At 50.6% G+C, this 18,312-nt stretch carries 22 protein-coding genes and 1 pseudogene; 4 read left to right on the top strand and 19 right to left on the bottom strand.

From position 1 onward, the window contains the following. Nucleotides 1-139: 139 nt before the first annotated feature. The 3 genes from EK22_RS19380 to EK22_RS19365 all read right to left on the bottom strand — a co-directional run bounded on the left by EK22_RS19380 (nt 140) and on the right by EK22_RS19365 (nt 3,375). On the bottom strand, nt 140-682 hold the full coding sequence (locus tag EK22_RS19380; protein WP_027147012.1) for an FcoT family thioesterase: 543 nt from the start codon (nt 680-682) through the stop codon (nt 140-142). Then, nucleotides 682-1,584, bottom strand: a complete 903-nt coding sequence (locus EK22_RS19375; protein WP_036253719.1) for a TauD/TfdA dioxygenase family protein — start codon at nt 1,582-1,584, stop codon at nt 682-684. Before EK22_RS19375 ends, EK22_RS19380 begins: the two co-directional genes overlap by 1 nt. Before the next feature lie 216 nt (nt 1,585-1,800). Then, nucleotides 1,801-3,375 carry a fatty acid--CoA ligase gene (locus EK22_RS19365; protein WP_051961982.1) on the bottom strand — a complete coding sequence of 525 codons (1,575 nt, stop codon included), beginning with the start codon at nt 3,373-3,375 and terminating at the stop codon, nt 1,801-1,803. Between the two features lie 969 nt (nt 3,376-4,344). Here EK22_RS19365 and EK22_RS19360 point away from each other — a divergent pair. From EK22_RS19360 to EK22_RS19350, 3 genes are all read left to right on the top strand, one after another. Beyond that, nucleotides 4,345-5,325: a hypothetical protein gene (locus tag EK22_RS19360; protein WP_036253714.1), complete on the top strand. Its 981-nt coding sequence runs from the start codon at nt 4,345-4,347 to the stop codon at nt 5,323-5,325. A gap of 454 nt (nt 5,326-5,779) precedes the next feature. Continuing rightward, complete coding sequence (locus EK22_RS19355; RefSeq protein ID WP_235209455.1) at nt 5,780-6,733, top strand: HlyD family secretion protein; 954 nt, start codon at nt 5,780-5,782, stop codon at nt 6,731-6,733. Nucleotides 6,734-6,739: 6 nt separating this feature from the next. Continuing rightward, nucleotides 6,740-8,365 carry a DHA2 family efflux MFS transporter permease subunit gene (locus EK22_RS19350; protein WP_152565156.1) on the top strand — a complete coding sequence of 542 codons (1,626 nt, stop codon included), beginning with the start codon at nt 6,740-6,742 and terminating at the stop codon, nt 8,363-8,365. 472 nt (nt 8,366-8,837) lie between these two features. Here EK22_RS19350 and EK22_RS19345 read toward each other — a convergent pair whose 3' ends face one another. The 16 genes from EK22_RS19345 to EK22_RS24395 form a co-directional block, all read right to left on the bottom strand. Continuing rightward, complete coding sequence (locus EK22_RS19345) at nt 8,838-9,206, bottom strand: calcium-binding protein (protein ID WP_036253709.1); 369 nt, start codon at nt 9,204-9,206, stop codon at nt 8,838-8,840. A 107-nt stretch (nt 9,207-9,313) separates the two neighbouring features. Continuing rightward, the gene (locus EK22_RS23845) at nt 9,314-9,541 is read right to left on the bottom strand and encodes a type II toxin-antitoxin system HicA family toxin (RefSeq protein WP_081917981.1); all 228 of its coding nucleotides are present in this window, start codon (nt 9,539-9,541) and stop codon (nt 9,314-9,316) included. Nucleotides 9,542-9,543: 2 nt separating this feature from the next. Further along, nucleotides 9,544-9,753 carry a type II toxin-antitoxin system HicB family antitoxin gene (locus EK22_RS19340; RefSeq protein WP_020157745.1) on the bottom strand — a complete coding sequence of 70 codons (210 nt, stop codon included), beginning with the start codon at nt 9,751-9,753 and terminating at the stop codon, nt 9,544-9,546. Nucleotides 9,754-10,633: 880 nt separating this feature from the next. Beyond that, the gene (locus tag EK22_RS19335; protein WP_036253707.1) at nt 10,634-11,086 is read right to left on the bottom strand and encodes a YybH family protein; all 453 of its coding nucleotides are present in this window, start codon (nt 11,084-11,086) and stop codon (nt 10,634-10,636) included. A 68-nt stretch (nt 11,087-11,154) separates the two neighbouring features. Next, on the bottom strand, nt 11,155-11,496 hold the full coding sequence (locus EK22_RS19330) for a YciI family protein (protein WP_036253704.1): 342 nt from the start codon (nt 11,494-11,496) through the stop codon (nt 11,155-11,157). A 77-nt stretch (nt 11,497-11,573) separates the two neighbouring features. After that, nucleotides 11,574-12,014, bottom strand: a complete 441-nt coding sequence (locus tag EK22_RS19325; protein WP_235209454.1) for a DUF4442 domain-containing protein — start codon at nt 12,012-12,014, stop codon at nt 11,574-11,576. 66 nt (nt 12,015-12,080) lie between these two features. Then, nucleotides 12,081-12,536, bottom strand: coding sequence for a hypothetical protein (locus tag EK22_RS19320; protein ID WP_036253702.1), 456 nt, complete (start codon nt 12,534-12,536; stop codon nt 12,081-12,083). Nucleotides 12,537-12,626: 90 nt separating this feature from the next. Then, nucleotides 12,627-13,115 (bottom strand): bifunctional 3-hydroxydecanoyl-ACP dehydratase/trans-2-decenoyl-ACP isomerase, encoded by a 489-nt coding sequence (gene fabA / locus EK22_RS19315; RefSeq protein ID WP_036253700.1) that lies wholly within the window; start codon nt 13,113-13,115, stop codon nt 12,627-12,629. A gap of 48 nt (nt 13,116-13,163) precedes the next feature. Then, entirely contained in the window at nt 13,164-13,964 is an 801-nt protein-coding gene (locus tag EK22_RS19310) for a helix-turn-helix domain-containing protein (RefSeq protein WP_081917979.1), read from the bottom strand. A 108-nt stretch (nt 13,965-14,072) separates the two neighbouring features. Beyond that, entirely contained in the window at nt 14,073-14,555 is a 483-nt protein-coding gene (locus tag EK22_RS19305) for a DUF2199 domain-containing protein (RefSeq protein WP_036253695.1), read from the bottom strand. Between the two features lie 114 nt (nt 14,556-14,669). Next, a complete protein-coding gene (locus tag EK22_RS19300) occupies nt 14,670-15,116 on the bottom strand; it encodes a hypothetical protein (protein ID WP_036253692.1) in 447 nt (148 codons plus the stop codon). An 84-nt stretch (nt 15,117-15,200) separates the two neighbouring features. Beyond that, entirely contained in the window at nt 15,201-15,584 is a 384-nt protein-coding gene (locus tag EK22_RS19295; protein WP_036253690.1) for a hypothetical protein, read from the bottom strand. Between the two features lie 138 nt (nt 15,585-15,722). Beyond that, nucleotides 15,723-15,938, bottom strand: a complete 216-nt coding sequence (locus EK22_RS19290; protein WP_036253688.1) for a hypothetical protein — start codon at nt 15,936-15,938, stop codon at nt 15,723-15,725. Nucleotides 15,939-16,029: 91 nt separating this feature from the next. After that, complete coding sequence (locus tag EK22_RS19285; protein WP_036253685.1) at nt 16,030-16,392, bottom strand: hypothetical protein; 363 nt, start codon at nt 16,390-16,392, stop codon at nt 16,030-16,032. Between the two features lie 24 nt (nt 16,393-16,416). Beyond that, nucleotides 16,417-17,037, bottom strand: coding sequence for a hypothetical protein (locus tag EK22_RS23305; RefSeq protein WP_152565155.1), 621 nt, complete (start codon nt 17,035-17,037; stop codon nt 16,417-16,419). Nucleotides 17,038-17,343: 306 nt separating this feature from the next. Continuing rightward, a complete protein-coding gene (locus tag EK22_RS24395; protein ID WP_152565154.1) occupies nt 17,344-17,736 on the bottom strand; it encodes a hypothetical protein in 393 nt (130 codons plus the stop codon). Between the two features lie 393 nt (nt 17,737-18,129). On the opposite strand from EK22_RS24395, the pseudogene EK22_RS19275 reads away from it, so the two are divergent. After that, a pseudogene (locus EK22_RS19275) lies at nt 18,130-18,312 on the top strand (ISNCY family transposase); the annotation flags it as partial.

Genomic DNA, 18,312 nt, shown 5'->3' with positions numbered 1-18,312 from the left:
CGGGCGCCGGAGCGCGAGCGGACAGCTTTCGGGAGGCTCGGCACGAACGCGGGCCGCCAGGCAAAACCGTCGCCCGTTTTCCACGCCGGACACCGGACTACATCCCGGATTTCGCGGAAAAAGGGCGAGGTTTCGGTCTTTATGGCGCCAATACCGCGAGCGTCACTTCTCCTTTGCTTTTGCCTTTGGCGTCATCGTGAAAATTGCAATAGGTCTTGATGAAGGTGCATGTCGAGGTCTTCTTGATACTCTTGATGCCGTAAGTGCCGTAAAAATGCTTGGCGTTCAGCTGGCTTTGATAGCTCGAGGCGAGCTTTGCAATCAAGACGTTCGGAAGCTGTTTCTCGAAAAACGTGTCCATGTCGTAATCTTCCGATAACTCCGGTATCAGGGCGTGTTTGATGCAATGCGCCAAATGCACGTAACAAATCTGGTTGAAGCAGATGTTGTATTCCACGGCATTGAAGTGCCCGGTGTCGTCGATATAGCAGGACTCGGGTATCGAGAATTCGCCGTTCATGATCAGGCTTTGCGGATCAAGATCTTCCGACTGCTGGAACCAGGCCTGTTTCAGATAACGGCTGTGGCTGAAATAAGGTTTCAGCACCTCGTTCATAAAACCATTGTCGATATCGGAAACGATGACGTTCTCCAGCGGGTCAACCATCCTTAGCAGACTCATTATTCAATCCCCACATAAAACGGTAAATCGTCGTAAATGCCGATGCGGTACATTCTGCTGTATTCGCCCGGCTTGGCCTTGGAGCCTTTATGAATCAATGTCCGGTTTTCCCAGATAATCATGTCGCCTTCCTCCCAGGTATGCGTGTGGATGAATTTAGGCTGCTCGACGAATTCGAACAGGGCCTTCATCACCCGCTGATTTTCCTCATAGGACAGGCCGACCAGTCCGCTGGTGAAACCGCTGCTGATATACAGGATTTTTTCGCCGGTCACCGGATGCTCAATGACGGCGGGATGGGCCTGTGGCGGACATTCGGCTTTGAAGTTCTCGATGAGTTCCTCAATCGAACGGTCGATGTCGCACGGTTGTACTTTATAGCGCGGCCAGGCTTCCTGCATGGCCATCCGGCCGTCCACATAACGTCTCAGATCGTCCGGGAGTTCGCGGTAGACGCGGGTCATGTCGATGTAGGAGGTATCCCTGGCCGATTTGGGGAAGAAGATAGGACGTACCGAGGTAAAGGACAAAGGATGTTTCTCGAAAGAGCAATCGGTATGCCAGTAGCGGCCTGTACCGGAAACACCGAATTTTTTTCCGTCTTCGTTGAGGTTGTTGGAAACGAAAATTTCAGGGTGGTCAGGGTGGTGATAATTCGGTTGAAAATAAACCTGAGGCCGGCCTACCGCTCTGGTGAAATCGACTTGTTGCTGTTCGGTCATGTCAAGACGCTGGCCGCGCATGACGACCAGTTTATTCCGGTAGAGTAATTGCCTGAGCATCTCCGCTTCGGGGCAACCCGGGGTGAAGGTCGTTACATCCCAACCATGCACCTCGGCGCCGATTTGTCCGGGTGCGGCCTCGATGATGGATACTTGATCTTCTGATACCACTGCATTCATGATTTATTATTCCTTTGCTCTAGATTGTGAATTGACTAAGGATTCGGCTAAAAATGACTTCCTGAAACTGGAATCCTGCATGGGATGCGCTGGCCAGAAGCAGGCGCTCCAGGCGACGCTGCTCGCGAACGATACCCTAAAGGCACAACTGCGCCTCCTGGCGTCGGCACATCCTATGTTTAAACGGGAAATGATTGATAACCGAATCCTGACTGTTTAACTAACCTGTCTGTCCTGGTCCTGCCAGAACGGCGCCCTCAATACCCGCTTAAGGACTTTGCCGCTCGGGTTTCTCGGCAAGGCATCGACAAACGTTACCGATTTGGGCACTTTGAAATCCGCGATACGGCTTCTGGCGAAATCGATCAACTCCCGTTGCTTGATTTCGCCGCCCTGGCGCGGCACGACAAAGGCTTTTACGACTTCACCCCATTTTTCATCGGGGATCCCTATGACAGCGACTTCGGCAACCGCGTCATGTTCGCTCAGTACGGCCTCAATCTCGGCGGGAAACAGGTTTTCTCCCGCGTAGATGATCATGTCCTTGATTCTGTCGCAGACATAGACGTAGCCCTCCTCATCCTTGTAACCCACGTCGCCGGTATGTACCCAGCCACCGACCAGCGTCTGTTCGGTGGCGGATTCATTCTTCCAATAGCCCAGCATGTTGCTGGGCGATTTAATGCAGATTTCGCCGCTGCGGCCCGCCGGCAATGTCCGGCCCTTCGCGTCAATGACCTTGACCTCGACGCCGGGCAAGGGCCTGCCCGCGGCTTTCATTCTCGGACTGCCTTCCGGACTGTGATCGGCGGGCCGCAAGCACACGGCCATATTGCCGGTTTCGGTCAGGCCGTAGATCTGGAAGAAGTCGCAGCCGAAGATTTCCATGGCCTTGCGCAGCAGCGGCGGCGCGATCGGCGAGCCGCCGTAGAGCAGTCCCTTGAACGACGACAGATCGGTCTGCGCGCAGGCGGGTTCTTCCAGCATCAGCTGGATCATCGACGGCACCAGCACGGCTTTGGTGACCTGGTGCCGCTCGATCAAATGCAGGGCCTGCCAGGCGACGAAGGTGTCGACGATGACGCCGGCGGCGCCGACCGCATATCCCTGGATGGCCCACCAGAGCCCGCCGATGTGAAACTGCGGCAGCGCCAGCAGCAAGGTATCGTCCGGATTCAGCGACATCCAGGCATCGCCGGCCGCGCGCATGCCCTGCATCAGTCTGAAAAAGCTGTAGTTGGCGAGCTGTACGCCCTTCGGCCGCCCCGTGGTGCCGCTGGAGTACATCTGCACGGCGACGTCTTCGGGACTGTATTCGCAGGCGATCGGGGTGGCCGGATTCTCGGTTTTCCAGTCCTCGTAGAGCGGCCAGTCCGCATGCGCGCCATCCAGGGCGATAATCGTACGGACAGTGATCAGTTGCGAAAACAGGGACTGCGCCAGCGGCAAAAACTCCGGCGCCACAAACAGCACTTCGGTTTCGCTGTCGTTCAGGATATAAAGTATCTCGGGCGGGGCCAGCCGCCAGTTCAGGTCGACCAGCACGGCCTTGATCTTGGCGCAACCGAACAGAATCTCATAATGGGCAATCGTGTCCTTGCCGAGTATCGCCACCCTGGAGCCGGACTTGACGCCGGCCGCGGTCAAGCCGTGGGCGACCTGATTGCTGCTTAGATCGAGTTGCGCAAATGTCTGCTGCTGGTTGTCCACTATAAAGGCAACGGCATCCGGCCGCAGCTGGGCCTGGCGGATGCACATCTCGGCAAGGGTCTGGAATTCACTGGATGTCATGGTGGAAAGACTCATTCTTATTGGCCCGTACGGGCGGAAAACAACTATTTCCAAGCCTGTCAGCAATAGCTGTGCCAAGCGATAAACCGGCCTCGGCTGTTCAGGCGTAAGAACCCGTTGAGATCAGGTTTGGCCGGGCTTGAGACGATTTTTAACGGTTTAGCTAGAGCAGGAGTTGTGAAACATTATTCAGCAGATTTTGGCGTATTCGCGGATTTCCATTGGTATTTATCAATTTCGATAAAATAATTATGTTATATACCGCATCGGGGCTATGGGATATGGCTGATTGATTTTTTATATCTTTATAAACAATAACTTGTGTTTATGCTAGAGCTTGACATTGTGTCATATGCCTCGCTTAGTAAATAAGTTGGACTGTATTTAAGTCTTACCTGATCCAGGTGCCCGAAGCCCGTCTCCAACGAAGCTTAGTAATGGGCATGGAATAAATCAGGGAATTGTAGGTGCGGATTTATCCGCACAGTGCGAATACCCTGAAGGGCACAAGTACCCATAGGGCATAAATGAATTCGCACCTACACCGGAAATGCATCCGCGCACTTGAGGAAGTTATTCTATGCGCGTTCCTTAGTATATTAAGACATGGATACTCGTCGTCTATCCCTCCCGACGGCCAGCGGATTCGCATGCTTGGCCGGTTGAATGCCGAATCGTTTCCCTATGCGCTTGTTTATTTTCACAACCGGAATTTACAGCCGGATCCGATGCGTTAGATGGCATGACATTTGCTGTCATAATTCGATTGATAGCCTGCCGGCCGACTGTCCCAGGATGCTATCGATCGCAAATAAAGAGTCATCTTCGCCACATGCGCTGTAAGGCGGACTGGAAAAAACCGTGGCCTTTGGTTTCAAGACAGCCTGAACGTCTTTCCCGTGAGAGTTATTCGAGGGCTTCGAATAGTGTGTTTAACAACTTATATTTCTCAAAACGCAGGAAACAATCATGCAAAAAATTGAATTGAAAAAATACGGATCCGGCAGACCACTTGCCGCAGGCGGCTTGGTCCTTTTTATCGCGCCGGATAACGGCCGGCGGCTCGGATGTTTTAGCCGCCCCAGCCTCCGTTTGCCGGCATTGACCATTCTGCAAAACTCCATTTCAATCTTGAACGGGCTTATCGTTACGACCGCACATTCCCTGTCACCGTTGGCAAAAACAGCCGGCGGGTATTTGACCTTGCTGGCTGCACTGACGGCTTTCATGCCGGCAACGGCGACAGCCGCCCAAGTCTCCGGCGGATCATTGATCCTGAATCTGGACCGGGACGCGCTGGCAGCTTCAATCGCCTTGGATGCGACTGCCGCGCCTTCCATTTACCTGGAAGAATTTTTTGATGCGGAGGCCGCCGCTACTCGCACCAATAAACAGCTTTTGGAAGACCATCTGGTAGCGGGCGTCGATGAAATTCAGGCCACAGGCCTTGAATTTGCTGTCAACGGCCCTACGGTCAGCAACCCGCAGGGCCGGAACAGCCAGCCGACCACGTTAACTTTCAATCCTGACGATTTGGCAGGCAGCGTCACTGGTGCGGTCGGTTTCGGCGGCGCCGCCCGTTTTCGAATCGATACCGGAACACAGGGCAACAGGGTCCTGTCGGGCGACTATACGTTGGAGTACGACGCTGCCAACATCGATCCAAGCACGGGCCGCTCCGGTTGGACGCTCTATAACCATTTGTATTACCGGGCCGATGCATTTTATCTGTTCAATGTCGTCACCGATCTGACCACCGCTTCGCTGCTTCTTTCCGGCGATCTGGGATTGGGCAGCAGTTTCAATCATTTGGGGGGTTCGACCAATGCGATAGTCGGCAATTTCAGCTTTCAAGCCAGTCTGGTGCCTGTTCCGGCCGCCGCGTGGCTGTTTATGTCGGGATTGGCCGGACTCGGATTATTGGGCAGAGCCAGGGGCACAAATGGATGAAACAAGTCGTTTTTCGTAATCCGGCAGGATTAGGAAATTCGGACTGTTGTCCGGCTTGATTTTGTCGCTGACACACGGCGCGGCCGGACAAAGTATCCTCGTCGGCCCGCAAAACCATCACCGTGGTCAATTCCGTTCAATCCCGCCAACATTGTGACCGGCCGGCCTCGATCCAATACCGTATCGAAGCCGGACATCGCGGGCGACTGGGTCTGCAGTAACGACGCCAGGAGGCATAGGCCTTCCCGTGCCTTAACCAACGCTGGAAGGCCTATGCGTGCCCGATCCGGTATTGGAAGTCAAGGGCAAGCACATGAACAAATGACCAATTACCGTTTTTTTAAATTAAACTATACCGTTTGATAAGGCATTAACAACAAACATGCGTCTCTCCTTTTCTCCAAAAACCATCCTGATCCTTCTAATACTCTCATCGGCGATAGCCGCAGGCATCGTGTACTGGCTTAAAGAGATTCATCCCTTCGAGACGACCGACAATACCTATCTCAAATCGCACCTGAGCCTGATCAGCCCCAAGGAAACGGGCTACGTCAAGGAAGTGCTGTTCGAGGACAATCAGAAGGTGATGCCGGGCGATCTGCTCGTCGTCATCGACAACCATGATTTCAGGGCCAGGGTCGCCCAGGCGGAAGCGCAGGTCCTGATAGAAACGGCGCACATCCATACGCTGGAAACCGACAAAGTCACGCAGCGCGCCAAAATTCATCAGGAAGAAGCCAATATCGCCGCCGCGCAAGCCGACCTGGAACGGGCCGCGAAAGATACCAAACGTTTCGCCAATCTGGCGGCGGAAGGAGCCATTTCGGCCCAGACCCGCGATGCCGCCGAATCCGCCCTCAAGCAGGCGGCCGCCAACGTCGAGAAAACCCGTTCGGCGCGGCAGGCCGCGGAAAGCGAACTGGCCTCCCTGGATGCCCGGATCGGCGAGACCCGGGCCCGGCTGAAGGCGGCCCAGTCTGTCCTGGAACTGGCCCGCATCGATCTGGAGAACACGCGCATTGTGGCGCCTATCGCCGGCGTCATCGGCAATCGCAGCGTGCAGGTGGGTCAGCTGGTCAAGCCCGGCAGCGTGTTGGCCTACCTGATCCCGACCGATGGCCTGTTCGTGGAGGCGAACTTCAAGGAAACCCAGATCGACCGGATGCGGCCGGGACAGCCGGTGGATATCCTGATCGATGCTTATCCCGGCAACCGGTTCGAAGGCACGGTGGACAGCTTCTCGCCCGCTTCCGGTTCCGAATTCAGCCTGCTGCCGCCGGAAAACGCCACCGGCAACTTCACCAAGATCGTGCGGCGCGTGCCGGTGAAGATCCGGTTCCGGCCCGGTACCGACCTGAGACGCCTGAAGCCGGGTTTGTCCACGGTGGTCAAGGTCAGGGTCGGGTAGTCCGGCATGGCAGCGGTAGTCAAGCCCTCCTCGCCCCGGCCTTCAGCCGCCAGCGAAAAGCCGTCCGAGATCCCGGCCTCGAACGACGCTGCCGAAAAGACGGTCAGCCCCCGGCAATGGATCGGGTTTTTCGCCATGGTCCTGGGGATGTTTCTGGCGGTCCTCGACATCCAGATCGTCGCCAGTTCCCTGGAGCAGATCCAGGCCGCGCTGTCGGCGACCCAGGACGAAATCACCTGGGTGCAGACCGCTTATCTGATCGCGGAAGTGGCGATCATCCCTCTGTCCGGCTGGCTCGGACGGGCGCTGTCCATGCGCTACCTGTTCGCCCTGTCCTGCGGCGGCTTCACCGTGATGAGCCTGCTGTGCGCGCTCGCCTGGAACCTGCCGTCCATGGTGACCTTTCGCGCCTTCCAGGGATTTTTCGGCGGCGCGATGATCCCGTCGGTATTCGCCGTGACCTACACGTTGTTCCCGCGCCATCTTCAGCCGACCATGACGGTCGTCGTCGCCATGGTGGTGACGGTCGCGCCCACGGCGGGCCCGGTGCTGGGCGGCTATCTCACCGAGACGGCCTCCTGGAACACCATGTTCCTGATCAACCTGGTGCCGGGCACGCTGGTCACCATAGCCACCGCGCTGTTTCTGCGGCTGGACGAGCCGGACTGGGCCTTGCTTAAGCGGATCGATTTCCGCGGCATCGTGTATATCGTGGTGTTTCTCGGGAGCACGGAATTCGTGCTGGAGGAAGGCGTGCGCGAGGAATGGTTCGACAGCCGCGAGATCGTGTTCTTCACCCTGATCGCAGTGACTTCCGGCATCGCCATGTTCTATCGCGAGCTGACCATCGAGCACCCGATCGTGGACCTGTGGGCGTTCCGCAACCGCAATTTCGCCATTGGCTGCCTGTTCAGCTTCATTCTCGGCATCGGGCTTTACTCGATCATCTTCCTGATGCCGACCTATCTGGCCACCGTCAAAGGCCTGAACAGCCTGCAGATCGGCCAGTACATCATGGTCACCGGCCTGTTTCAGTTCGCCTCCGCCTTCATCGCCGGACGGGTCGCCAGAAAGCTGGGTCCGCGCCTGACGCTGGGCCTGGGGCTGTTCGGCTTCGGCCTCGGGACCTTGATGAACGGCAATCTGACCCATGAGGCCGGTTACTGGGAATTCTTCTGGCCGCAGGCGCTCCGGGGCTTCTGCTTGATGTTCTGCTTCCTGCCCATCAATTACCTGACCTTCGGCACGCTGCCGCCGGAGGAAGTGAAAAACGCCAGCGGACTGTACAATCTCATGCGTAATCTGGGCGGCGCCATTGGCCTGGCCGTCTCCAATACCCTGATGATCCGGCTGAACAAGGAGCATTACGCGATATTGCGCGAGGCGGTGAGGCCCGGTTCGGCGACCACGCAAGCCTGGCTGGGCGGACTACAGAACCGCTTCAGCACGGCCTCGTTGCAGGACGGCGATCTGGCCGCGCTGAAGCAGATCTATGGCATGGCCAGGCGCGAAGCGGAAGTGCTCACTATCAACTCCATGTTCCAACTCCTGGCTCTGGTTTTCTTCCTGGCCTTGTTGCTGTTGCCGCTGGTGAGAATAGCGCCGCCCGCTTCCGGCAAAACTGGCGGCTGATATCGATAGTGAATCAGGCGGTCCGTGACTGGGCGGTACCGGCCGCTTGCGGGCTGTTATGTTGCGAATGTGAATGACAGCATTTGAAACAGGGCGGACACGCAGGGCTGAACCTGTATGTTCGCCCTTGCCCAACGGTTCACCCTCGGCCAATGGCTCTCCGATAATCCATCGTGCACCGGAAACAGGGCGGACACGCAGGTCCGCCCCTACAATGCATCTGTATGGTTCAGGCGTCCCCTTTGGATTTGCATGAGCCGCATCACAAGCTGCTGAAATTATTAGAAAACAATTGCAGAGCCATAGGATGTGCCGACGAAAGGAGGCGCATCAATCGCGAGAGATGCGCTTCGTTCCTCAGCACATCCTATGCCTGGCGCATTTAATGGCCTTAAACGAAACCGCCACCTTCAAATCGGCCATCGACGTAGGCGGATCCGCTTTGAATGAAGAATTATACGGCTCTTCGTCCTCAAAGCTCGTATCCCCGATCTACCCAGTAACGCCAATCATCGACAGCTTCTATTGTGTCCTCATCCGCACTAATCGGTTCAAGTTGCGCCAATGGAAGACCCATCGATCGCCCCTTCCACTTCACCATAACGAACATCTCATACATACAATCGCCCTCTGACGCCATACTCTCAGCTACGACCTCCTCACCTTTGCACAGCGGCGAAATTGAGCGTTCTCGCATGCAGCGTGCCTTGAAAGGGAAGGCGATTCTGTCCTGGAGATAGTAGTACCATCCCATCGCTTGCTCTTCTGGACAGTAAGCGTCAACGATAGCCTCCATCTTGATGCGATGCTCGCGTTCTTCGTCTTTCTCCCGGTTCGCCATTGGACGATACCTCCATTAGAATCGTGAGTGATATGAGTCGAGCGCTCAGAACCATATAACGTAAAGCTCAGCGGAGTAGCGTTAGAGGAGTCCTCTGGAGCGTTGGGTTAGGCTTGAAATTTAAGTAACTCTTCAACTGTCAAGCCGATATCTTTAGCGATTTGCCGAAGTAAAATTGGGGAAATATCACGTCCGGCATGAAATGGCACTGTTGTGCATCTGCCGTCAGGATGGCGGAATTGTTTATGTGAACCGCGTTGCCGGATTTGTGTAAATCCTAATATTTCAAGCAAAGCGACAACTTCGCGAGGTTTAAGAACAGGTACGTTTCCCATGCTTAAGCGATGACCACATTTTGAGTTCCAACAAACTCGGCTTCCAGTATTGGCTCACCATCCTCAAGCAACATTTCAATGACTTCCCGAAGATTTTGATTCAGCTCATCCAATGATTCCGCTTGGCTGTGTGCGCCTGCAAATCCAGGAATGAAACCCACATATAAACCAGTGTCGTGACATTTTTCAATAATCGCCGTGTAAATTTTCATATCGACATAACCTAATTCAAGTAGTGATTGGAAACCAAATTGTATTTCTCCCTGCTGCGATTTTTTATGAACAGAATTTTGTCATGTAATCGGCAGGGCTTATATCAGTATCGCTGGTTTTCAAATCGTCTGGTATAAAATATTCTAAATCTTGCGGACCAACAGCTCCAAATACGAAGCGCTCAATTCCGGCATCTTTAAGCTTATTCGCAAACTGATCATCTTCATTACGAAAGAATGCCGAATAATAATATCTCGTTGCCCCAACTATAAGGTCTGGCGAATTGGAGGGCTGGATATTGTTTTGAGTTCCCCGAACGTAATTCTTTAACTTTTAAAGGAAACTCAAATTTCCTTTGACCGTAGCCAACTGCAGGTGGAATCGAACTATCTATCATTTTTTAATAACTGCAGATAACTGGGGCCAGAGTAAAATTAAATCTTATCTTTCCGCCAACCGACAGGGCAGCCTGCCTGTTTGGCTGAGACCCGCCGACCGGTCAGTTTTTCAATTTGCGCTTTAAACCGTTCATTCCCTAGCGCTAGCTCCTTGTTCAGCGTCCGTCGAATCTCTTCCAATAATTCCCATCGATATGCTGCGTGAATAACTCCCGATATCTGGCTTGCCGCTCGCTCGCCTCTTTGCCTAACGCCATATACAGAGTCATAGGATGTGCCGACGAAAGGAGGCGCATCAATCGCGAGAGATGCGCTTCGTTCCTCAGCACATCCTATGCCTGGCGCATTTTATGGCCTTATTGGGTTGATCATTTGTGATCATTTGAAGGCGTGCGTTCACGGCCAGACATAACGCCTCGCATCACCGGCAGCAGAAAGCAGCGCGACGAAGGCGGAGCATCCCCTCGAACAAAAAGATGCGTTATTTGGCAGGGCATGATTGAGTCTCGCGCAGAAGGATCGCCTTTTTGTCATTAAAGCCTACAGGCACCGATGTATGTTCATGAACGATCCTCACAGCGTTTCCCTCGGACTTGAGCGTCCAAGTAAGTCGGTTTTGCAAGGCGTGCAGCTTCTCACCCTCAGCGGAATAACCCGCATAGGTGACTATGGACGTGACTATTGTCAGTTCCTGCTCATCTATGGCTCGCACTTCCTCGAAGCTCACCTTAACGCGTTCGTTCCCTAGCGATATAAACCATTCATCAACCATTTTCCGCCAGGATTCCAAACTATCGTAGGACCAGGCGCTCCATGCGTCGAATACCCACACATTTTCACTATATAAATTTATGAATGCGTCGACATTCCTCTCAAAAACCGCCGTTTTGTAGGCATCAATGACCTGCAACGTCGACTGCTTAATATTGTTCACTTAATATCTCCTATTCAGATCGAGGGACGTACTCATGCTATGAGGTTCTACGGGGATTTCATCTGGCGCTACCGACCGGCCAGTTCGCTCCAAATCGCTCTTACTTCAATCGTTGCAACCTTTGCCATTGGATGCGATGACGCTACTTCGATCGCTTCCTCATCGCCCGAACATTCAATCAACTCATAGGCGCACATCTTTTCCATCGAGTCGGCGAATGGCCCTTTCTTTAGTACTACCTTGCCTTCTCGCACCCGGACGGTTGTGGCTTCACCGGCGGGGCGCAAGGGATTGCCGTATACACGGACTCCCCGATGCTCCATCTCTTTTATCCAGGTACCGATGTCCCTGATCAAGGTTTCAGTCGGAGCAAAAGAGTCATCATGGCTGATAATGAGCAGGTACCGCATGTCATTCCTCCTTAAAGGCATAATAATGCTGAGTTAAGGAGCGCATGGAGCAGCGAAGCGTCCCTTTGAATCCCGGGTTAGGCTGGCACATTGGAAATGAACCATTCGACTGTAGCTGACAGAACCACATTGCCTGCGGCGTCAACCACCTCGACGGGAATTGGCGCAGAAAGCCTCCCGCGCTCATTAAGCTCGGCAGTCCACTTTGAAAGCGTGTCCGGCGCAATGACGCATCTTGCAGATACTTGTCCAACGCCTGGCTTACGAAACTTTGCTTCAAGTCGCCTGACAACAGGGACGACGCTAGCATACCCCGAGAACTCCCGAGCTAGAAAAGCCCCTGATCCGGCCTCGGCGACAGCCAGCATGGCACTGGCATGAACCGTGCCGAGATGGTTAGTGTACTGCTGCCCGTCAGGCAAGCAGGTTTGAAAACCGCTCTCACTTGACGCCAATTGCAGCCCAATGAGTTTATTAAAAGGTAAATCTGAGACGTCCATTTTTAATAAGCCTATCATTCCATATGAGCCGCGGCTTGCCCTGGAGCGCAGCGGAAGGGTAAGGTGTCGGACTCGATGTGGTTGTTAATTGCTTCTTGAATCATTGTATTTGTCCAAATCTTTGATACCCGGTGCCTTGGCAAGCACGGACTGTCCCAACTCATCGGGAAGCCCGATAAATAATGTTGCACTGCTGTCCCAACAGACTATTTCAAAGACAGCGTTTTCGATTTGTTTGGATGGTTTGCCTTTCCAAAAATCTGGATTCCCATCCGCATACGGCCTGTCGGATAGAATCGCCTGGGCGCCAGATGAAAAGGCTGAAAAAACGGCCCAAACGAACTGATAATCGTACTCGACCAGCTTAGCCTTTAGCTCCCGTCCAGTGACCCATGCCGGATCAGGCAGCCCTTCCCAGCCACCGTCAATATCGGAAATATGCCAGTTAAAACCCGACAGGGTAATGCCCAGCCACGCCTCGACGTCCAGCATGCTTGTATAGAACTTGACTTTACCAGTTCCCTCTTGAATGAGATTCATAGGCAGCTCTGCAGCTAACGTAAAGCTAAGGGGCGGGCGCGATAGCGACCGTCCCTCTTGAGCGATTCGTTAGGCGAAATATTATAAATATCAACTTATTAGTCCTACTCGAAGGTCTTCAGCCTGATATATAGTCTTACCTTTGTGTACAACAATACCATCTGCAATACCTATCGGCATTGGTTTCTTAAAAATACGTTTTATATGTAATCGATAATGAATGGACCCGGCATCAGGGTATATTTGGCCTGTAAATTTGACTTTGCCGACACCCAATGCCCTCCCTTTACCCTGTAACCCGGACCACCCGAGAAATACCCCAAGCAATTGCCATAATGCATCAAGACCTAAGCAGCCGGGCATGACGGGATCCCCCTGAAAGTGACAACTAAAAAACCAATGCTCTGGCTGAATTTTCAGGTTGGCATCAAGTTGGCCCTTATCATAAATTCCTCCATCGTTAGTAATGTTTGTAATCTCATCGATCATCAACATTAAGGAATTCGGTAGCTGAGCATTGCCCTCACCAAAAAATTTTCCTTTAGTCATTTCCAAAATTTCTGTATTTGAAAAACGCATCCTGGCCTCCGAGTGGGCAAAAAACGTAATTCTTTCAAATTCCAGAGATCAGCTATTGTAAAAATCGGACTTGAATCGCTCCCAAAAGGTGCTCGGGCTTGAAAGCAGGAACTTATTCCAGTTCTTTATCAGGTGGGATTGATCAAAATATCCAAGGTCATGATGCGTATTTGATGAAGAAGCTTGTACCGAATACATCTGCTTGCATGCATGTTGAATGCGAATAGTCTGTGCGAATTCTTTTGTGCTCAACCCCGTGTTTCGGTGAAATAATCGATTTAGATGGCGATCACTCCACCCTACCAATTTGGTTAATCCACTAATTCTTATATTGCCAAACGATTGATATATCAGACTCAATGCGTGATCGAATTGGTTTATTGGAAGTTTATTGAGGTTACTTAACAGCCATTGCTCACAGACGGCTGCTCGATCGCGGAAGTTGTTGTTTTGATAAATGCGCTTATAAAGATCATCAAAGCCACTCCATGAAAGACAACTATCATCCACAAACTGATCTTTTATTTCCGAAACATTTAAGTTAACAAAATGACGCAACCCCCCAGGATAAAACCAAATGCCAAAATACTCTCCGGCATCGAGAATTTGTAGATCGCAGGCTTGTAACCGGGACCCACTGAGTAGCGATCCATTAGGAGAAATAAATATCGCTTGAGTGCCATCTGGAATAATGGGATAACGAGTGGGCATTGTTGCTTCAATTTGCAGATACGAATGAACTATCCCTCGTAAATAAATACATGCATTCGTAGACTTAAGATAAAGGCCAAAAGTGTTTAAGCCTGATTTCGTCAAAGTTGGCTGAAATGGTTGATATGGATTTTCCATTTTGTTCTCTGTAAAGCCTAACAGTGTGTTTTATGTGGCCAGAGCCATAGGATGTGCCTAGCGCATCTTATGGCCTTGGCTGGAAGCCAGTCTCTGTTGATCGCCGGGTTAGCCCGCATATTGCTCAATAATGCTGTGCCACTTGCGAACCGGCAGGCCTTCGATTTGCTCATGATAAAACTCACTTTCTGTAGGAGTTGGCTTGAATATTGGACGTTTATCCGCAGGCCCGAAGTGAATTTCGAGCGGTTGCTCGATAGCAGTGTAACCAGGCAGAGTGTTTGCCAGAATACCCGCAGCAGGCGGCTCGTTCGAGCCATCTTTGTCATATAGCTCGTGATACCGGTCAAAGGTTTCTTCTGAGACTTCAGCCCAGACGCCCCAGCCAAATTTCGTACCCAACTCTTGAACAGTGACGTACATAACACCACGGATGAAATAGCGCTTGCCATCAAGGGAGCAAAAGTCTGCATGAGTTTTTGCGCGTGCGTCTCTCTGTTCCTCAGATAAGGCGAATATGGCATCAGGTAGTCCAAAAGCCACATCCATCTGATGGGGCTCAACTTCTTTTCCGCAGCAAGGACATTTCATTGGTCTGGTCTTAAGGGCTAACGTAGAGCTAACCGGGCGCGGCCCGGAAAGCTGAAAAAATAAAACCGTATTGTAACCGCGCTCCGGTTGAGCGCAATATTAGGTTTCTGGATACTATCGAACATTCTTCCAGTTTTTATTTACTTTTATCCAAAATGCTGGGGTCAGGGAGAGACAGTTTTTATAACTTATTAACTTTCCATCAATCTCCCCTAATACTTTATTTTCCACGAGGTCTATGACAATTGATAATTTATTTTTTGAATGATCTTCAATAGGTAATTTGTCAATATCCATACAAGTTTCCGCGAACCAACCATCATAAAAACGACTACGTGGCCCTCCCATTCCGTAGGTGTTTGATTTGCCAACTTTATCTACATATTCCCACCAACTGATGGCGTAAATTCTAAATCCATTGCCTATGAGATCCTTAGCAAAATCCTTGTAGTTCTCTCTCATGACAATAATGTCAATATATCCACTGCCAACTGGTTGAGCTTTGTGTTTTACCAGCAGGTTATCAAGAACTGCTTTTCTTTCTTGTTCACTAATGCTCATGTTTTCGGCCACTCGATAAAACCTAACGCTGAGCTAAAAGGCACAAATGGAGCGTAGCGGAATTTGCGTCAATGCCTTGTTCAGCTATAGATACTCATATACCGTGGTTACAGTTACCTTATTACTATCATTTTCTTCAAACTCAATTTCTATATCCCCTCTTTTAAAATGGTTCCGGGATGCCTGATCAAATTTATTTTTAATCAAGTATTCGTCCATTACATTTCGCTCAAATAAACAATGCAACTGTATGATTGCGGGCTTTGGTCCATCTGCTGAACTATAAATAAACCGAGGATCATTTTCACAGTACCCGGATAGTTGAGATAGTTCATTGGGGGTTAATAGGTAGTAATCTAAACTAACTCTGCCATATTCACGGCTCTCTGAAAAAGAGACCAGCGCACCATAAACTACAATTAACACCAAGATGATAATTGTAAAAATGAGTGAAATTATCTTTTTCACTACTTTATTTCCTTAAATAAAACGCCTTGCTGAGCTGGCTTAATTATGTTTAATTCGCTGGGTAATTGCATGGTCATAGAGCCATAGGATGTGCCGACGCAAGGAGGCGCATCAATCACGAAAGATGCGCTTCGTTCCTCAGCTCATCCTATGCCTGGCGCATCTTATGGCCTTATCCAGTTTCTTTAAGAAAGATGCTTCACTACGCGCTTTAATCGACCGAATATCGAATTCATGAAAGAAGATTTTTGCGGCCTCAATTGTTCCCGCAGGCCCCATGCTTCTCGCAGTAGACGGACCAACCGAGCCATTCCCGGCTCGCTTTTTCATCAGATCGATAAATTCTTTATTCATGAGGCTTTCCCTAATTGGCGGCTAACGTTGCCATAAGCCGCGCGAGGTACGAGCGTCGGTTTTAATGGCCTGGTTATGTTGATTTTGCCGACTACAATGATTCGACATAATTAAGCCACCTATCCAGTAATGAAGCATAATACGAAGCCTCGCGCGTTGTATGTCCTTCGGGGCTTACTGACTGCGCTTCTAATGTGCCTAGAGCTTCAACTATTTTCTCTGCATCTTCAATGGTAATTTGAACAAGAAAATAATCTGTTTCCTTGCTACCTCGGTGTTGAGCAGGTTTTTCTGCTGGCTTTGATTTTAACGTATCACTTATTAAACCCATTTTATTTGATTCAACCTTTTCTAAAGCTGCCAGTGTTTGCTCAATCTCCTGCCTAGAAAAGGAAGAAGGTTTGCTACATATTTCGTGATACGCCCGAGTTTCCATTAATTCTTTTTTCAACATAACGTTGAGTGTGAGCCGCCGCGTTTACACGGTCGACTCCACGCTTTTGTTAGCCTCTAGCCGTCCGACCTTGGCTAGCGCGCCAATCAACTCCCGAAACGCAAAGATGCACCGCATGTGACTTCCCTTGTTGTAGCTCGTCTCGTATTCGCGCTCCTCAAGCTGAAACAGGTGCATCCGGTTCCGCGTATCCCAGAGCCAGTCCAGCTCGCGCTGCAGGTTCTCATTAATTATTCCCTTCGCGGCAAGAAACTCGTTACGGCTCTTGACGTTCTTCCCGCAGATTCCCTTTAGGTAATCTTTGGTGATGCTTTCGCAGAGGGTTGCGATCAAGAAGATGTAGAGCTTGGTGAGCATTTCCTGAGCAGTCCCCGCCAAGTCCGTCCGCATGCCTAGCCAGAGAATTGCATCGGACAGTAGCAGGGTGTATGCCAAGTTGCTCTTGAGGTTCTGGTCTTTGATAAACGGAAGCCGGTGGCGCTGATAAGCCGCCGGACGGATAAACCCACGCGGGAAACGTACCTTGGCAGCCTCAAGCTCTGACCATGGATGATTCTGCTCAACGCAATATTCATGGATGCTCTGTAGTAGAGCACTCGCTTGAGACACCGCTTCCTTAAGTTCTTCGTCGTTTCTTATTGTCATCTTTTCTTGGAGGCTAACGTTACGGTAAGGGGCGCGCCGCTCACTGAGCTTAAACGAAGCCACCGAACCTTGATAAAAAACTGAACTTCAAAACCGCCAACGGGCGGCGCGTCCCTTTGACCGGCTTGTTAGGCCAGGCAATAACCGACAAAACCAGTAAACCACCAACAAAAACAGATCGATTTGACCCTAGTGAGTGACCCGGCAAGCTTGGCATAAGCAGCATGAACGAAAGCAAATCGCCTAATGAAGCAACAACACCGCCAGCTCTGCAAAAAAAATTGATTACCACAAAATCAACTAGAGCTATAAAAATGGGAAAATAATATGGAACCATGATGGCTGAAGATTCGCCACCCTAATTCTCAGTCGGTTATTCTCATCGTTAATTCTTGGCGCTTCCTCAATACTTGGTAAGCTGATTGAACCGTCTTCGCCAATAATTTCTATCGATTTTGATAGCTTCATGTAGTCATTAGAAATTTCTGAAAGCATTTTTGCAGTATTTTTATGACCAAGCCGCTTAAGGGAGCTTGAAATAATGCTTAGTTCAAATCCACAATCTTTTGCGGTTAGCCCTTTATGTAATATCCGGCTACTTTCTTCGCGCAAGGTTCTAAATTCAAAATATTTTGCAACAATAATCCCAGAATAAATACCTGTGATTATTGATGAAATTAGTTGAACAATTTCATTCACGTAAAATTCCAATTAATGTTGTCAAGTGAAAAAGTATATGCCTAACAAGTGATTCTCAAGATCTGCATATATTACACACCGGACCACAGCATCAAAACATTTTTCCTGAAAAACGTTGCAGTTCTAAACGGGATAACATACGTCATTTTCACGATAAACAGATCCAGATAGCTTCAATACTTTTTACAACCGACTCGCCCAGGCAATTCAACAACTGGCCGCTATAATGCTAATTAGTGTTTGAATGAAAATTAATTAATCTCATATTCATCAATAGGTTATAATGATTTTCCAACACGAAGATGTGTTGCCCTGACCCCGGTTTTGTCTTATTTCCAGCGAAAATCGGCCCGTAACCGCCTAAAAGCCAAAATCTTCATCCCTCGAATTCGCATGCGCACCGTCATTCAGCCTCAACTCAAATTCGGTGAAACCGATATTGCCGCCATTGTCATTGATCCTAAATCACGTGATGACATTCCCCAACTACTGCGTGGACTGCAATACATTTATACCGAGGTCAGCTTGCGTCAGCGGATATTTGCCATTCTGGAAGAGGTCATGCCCGAACGGGCA

Origin of the sequence: Methylobacter sp. BBA5.1 (assembly GCF_000746145.1) — a bacterium.
In the GTDB taxonomy this organism is placed as follows: domain Bacteria; phylum Pseudomonadota; class Gammaproteobacteria; order Methylococcales; family Methylomonadaceae; genus Methylobacter; species Methylobacter marinus.
Note: the sequence above shows the minus strand (reverse complement) of the source record. Positions and strands in the feature narration are given on the sequence as shown.

Coding starts and splice junctions, on each gene's coding strand:
- EK22_RS19365 (WP_051961982.1), bottom strand. CDS start 3,375: ATGACATCCAGTGAATTCCAGACCCTTGCCGAGATGTGCATCCGCCAG.
- EK22_RS23845 (WP_081917981.1), bottom strand. CDS start 9,541: ATGGGAAACGTACCTGTTCTTAAACCTCGCGAAGTTGTCGCTTTGCTT.
- EK22_RS19350 (WP_152565156.1), top strand. CDS start 6,740: ATGGCAGCGGTAGTCAAGCCCTCCTCGCCCCGGCCTTCAGCCGCCAGC.
- EK22_RS19380 (WP_027147012.1), bottom strand. CDS start 682: ATGAGTCTGCTAAGGATGGTTGACCCGCTGGAGAACGTCATCGTTTCC.
- EK22_RS19325 (WP_235209454.1), bottom strand. CDS start 12,014: ATGATAGGCTTATTAAAAATGGACGTCTCAGATTTACCTTTTAATAAA.
- EK22_RS19305 (WP_036253695.1), bottom strand. CDS start 14,555: ATGAAATGTCCTTGCTGCGGAAAAGAAGTTGAGCCCCATCAGATGGAT.
- EK22_RS19340 (WP_020157745.1), bottom strand. CDS start 9,753: ATGAAAATTTACACGGCGATTATTGAAAAATGTCACGACACTGGTTTA.
- EK22_RS19310 (WP_081917979.1), bottom strand. CDS start 13,964: ATGGAAAATCCATATCAACCATTTCAGCCAACTTTGACGAAATCAGGC.
- EK22_RS19360 (WP_036253714.1), top strand. CDS start 4,345: ATGCAAAAAATTGAATTGAAAAAATACGGATCCGGCAGACCACTTGCC.
- fabA (WP_036253700.1), bottom strand. CDS start 13,115: ATGCGTTTTTCAAATACAGAAATTTTGGAAATGACTAAAGGAAAATTT.
- EK22_RS19345 (WP_036253709.1), bottom strand. CDS start 9,206: ATGGCGAACCGGGAGAAAGACGAAGAACGCGAGCATCGCATCAAGATG.
- EK22_RS19290 (WP_036253688.1), bottom strand. CDS start 15,938: ATGAATAAAGAATTTATCGATCTGATGAAAAAGCGAGCCGGGAATGGC.
- EK22_RS19300 (WP_036253692.1), bottom strand. CDS start 15,116: ATGAGCATTAGTGAACAAGAAAGAAAAGCAGTTCTTGATAACCTGCTG.
- EK22_RS19320 (WP_036253702.1), bottom strand. CDS start 12,536: ATGAATCTCATTCAAGAGGGAACTGGTAAAGTCAAGTTCTATACAAGC.
- EK22_RS23305 (WP_152565155.1), bottom strand. CDS start 17,037: ATGACAATAAGAAACGACGAAGAACTTAAGGAAGCGGTGTCTCAAGCG.
- EK22_RS19285 (WP_036253685.1), bottom strand. CDS start 16,392: ATGTTGAAAAAAGAATTAATGGAAACTCGGGCGTATCACGAAATATGT.
- EK22_RS19330 (WP_036253704.1), bottom strand. CDS start 11,496: ATGCGGTACCTGCTCATTATCAGCCATGATGACTCTTTTGCTCCGACT.
- EK22_RS19375 (WP_036253719.1), bottom strand. CDS start 1,584: ATGAATGCAGTGGTATCAGAAGATCAAGTATCCATCATCGAGGCCGCA.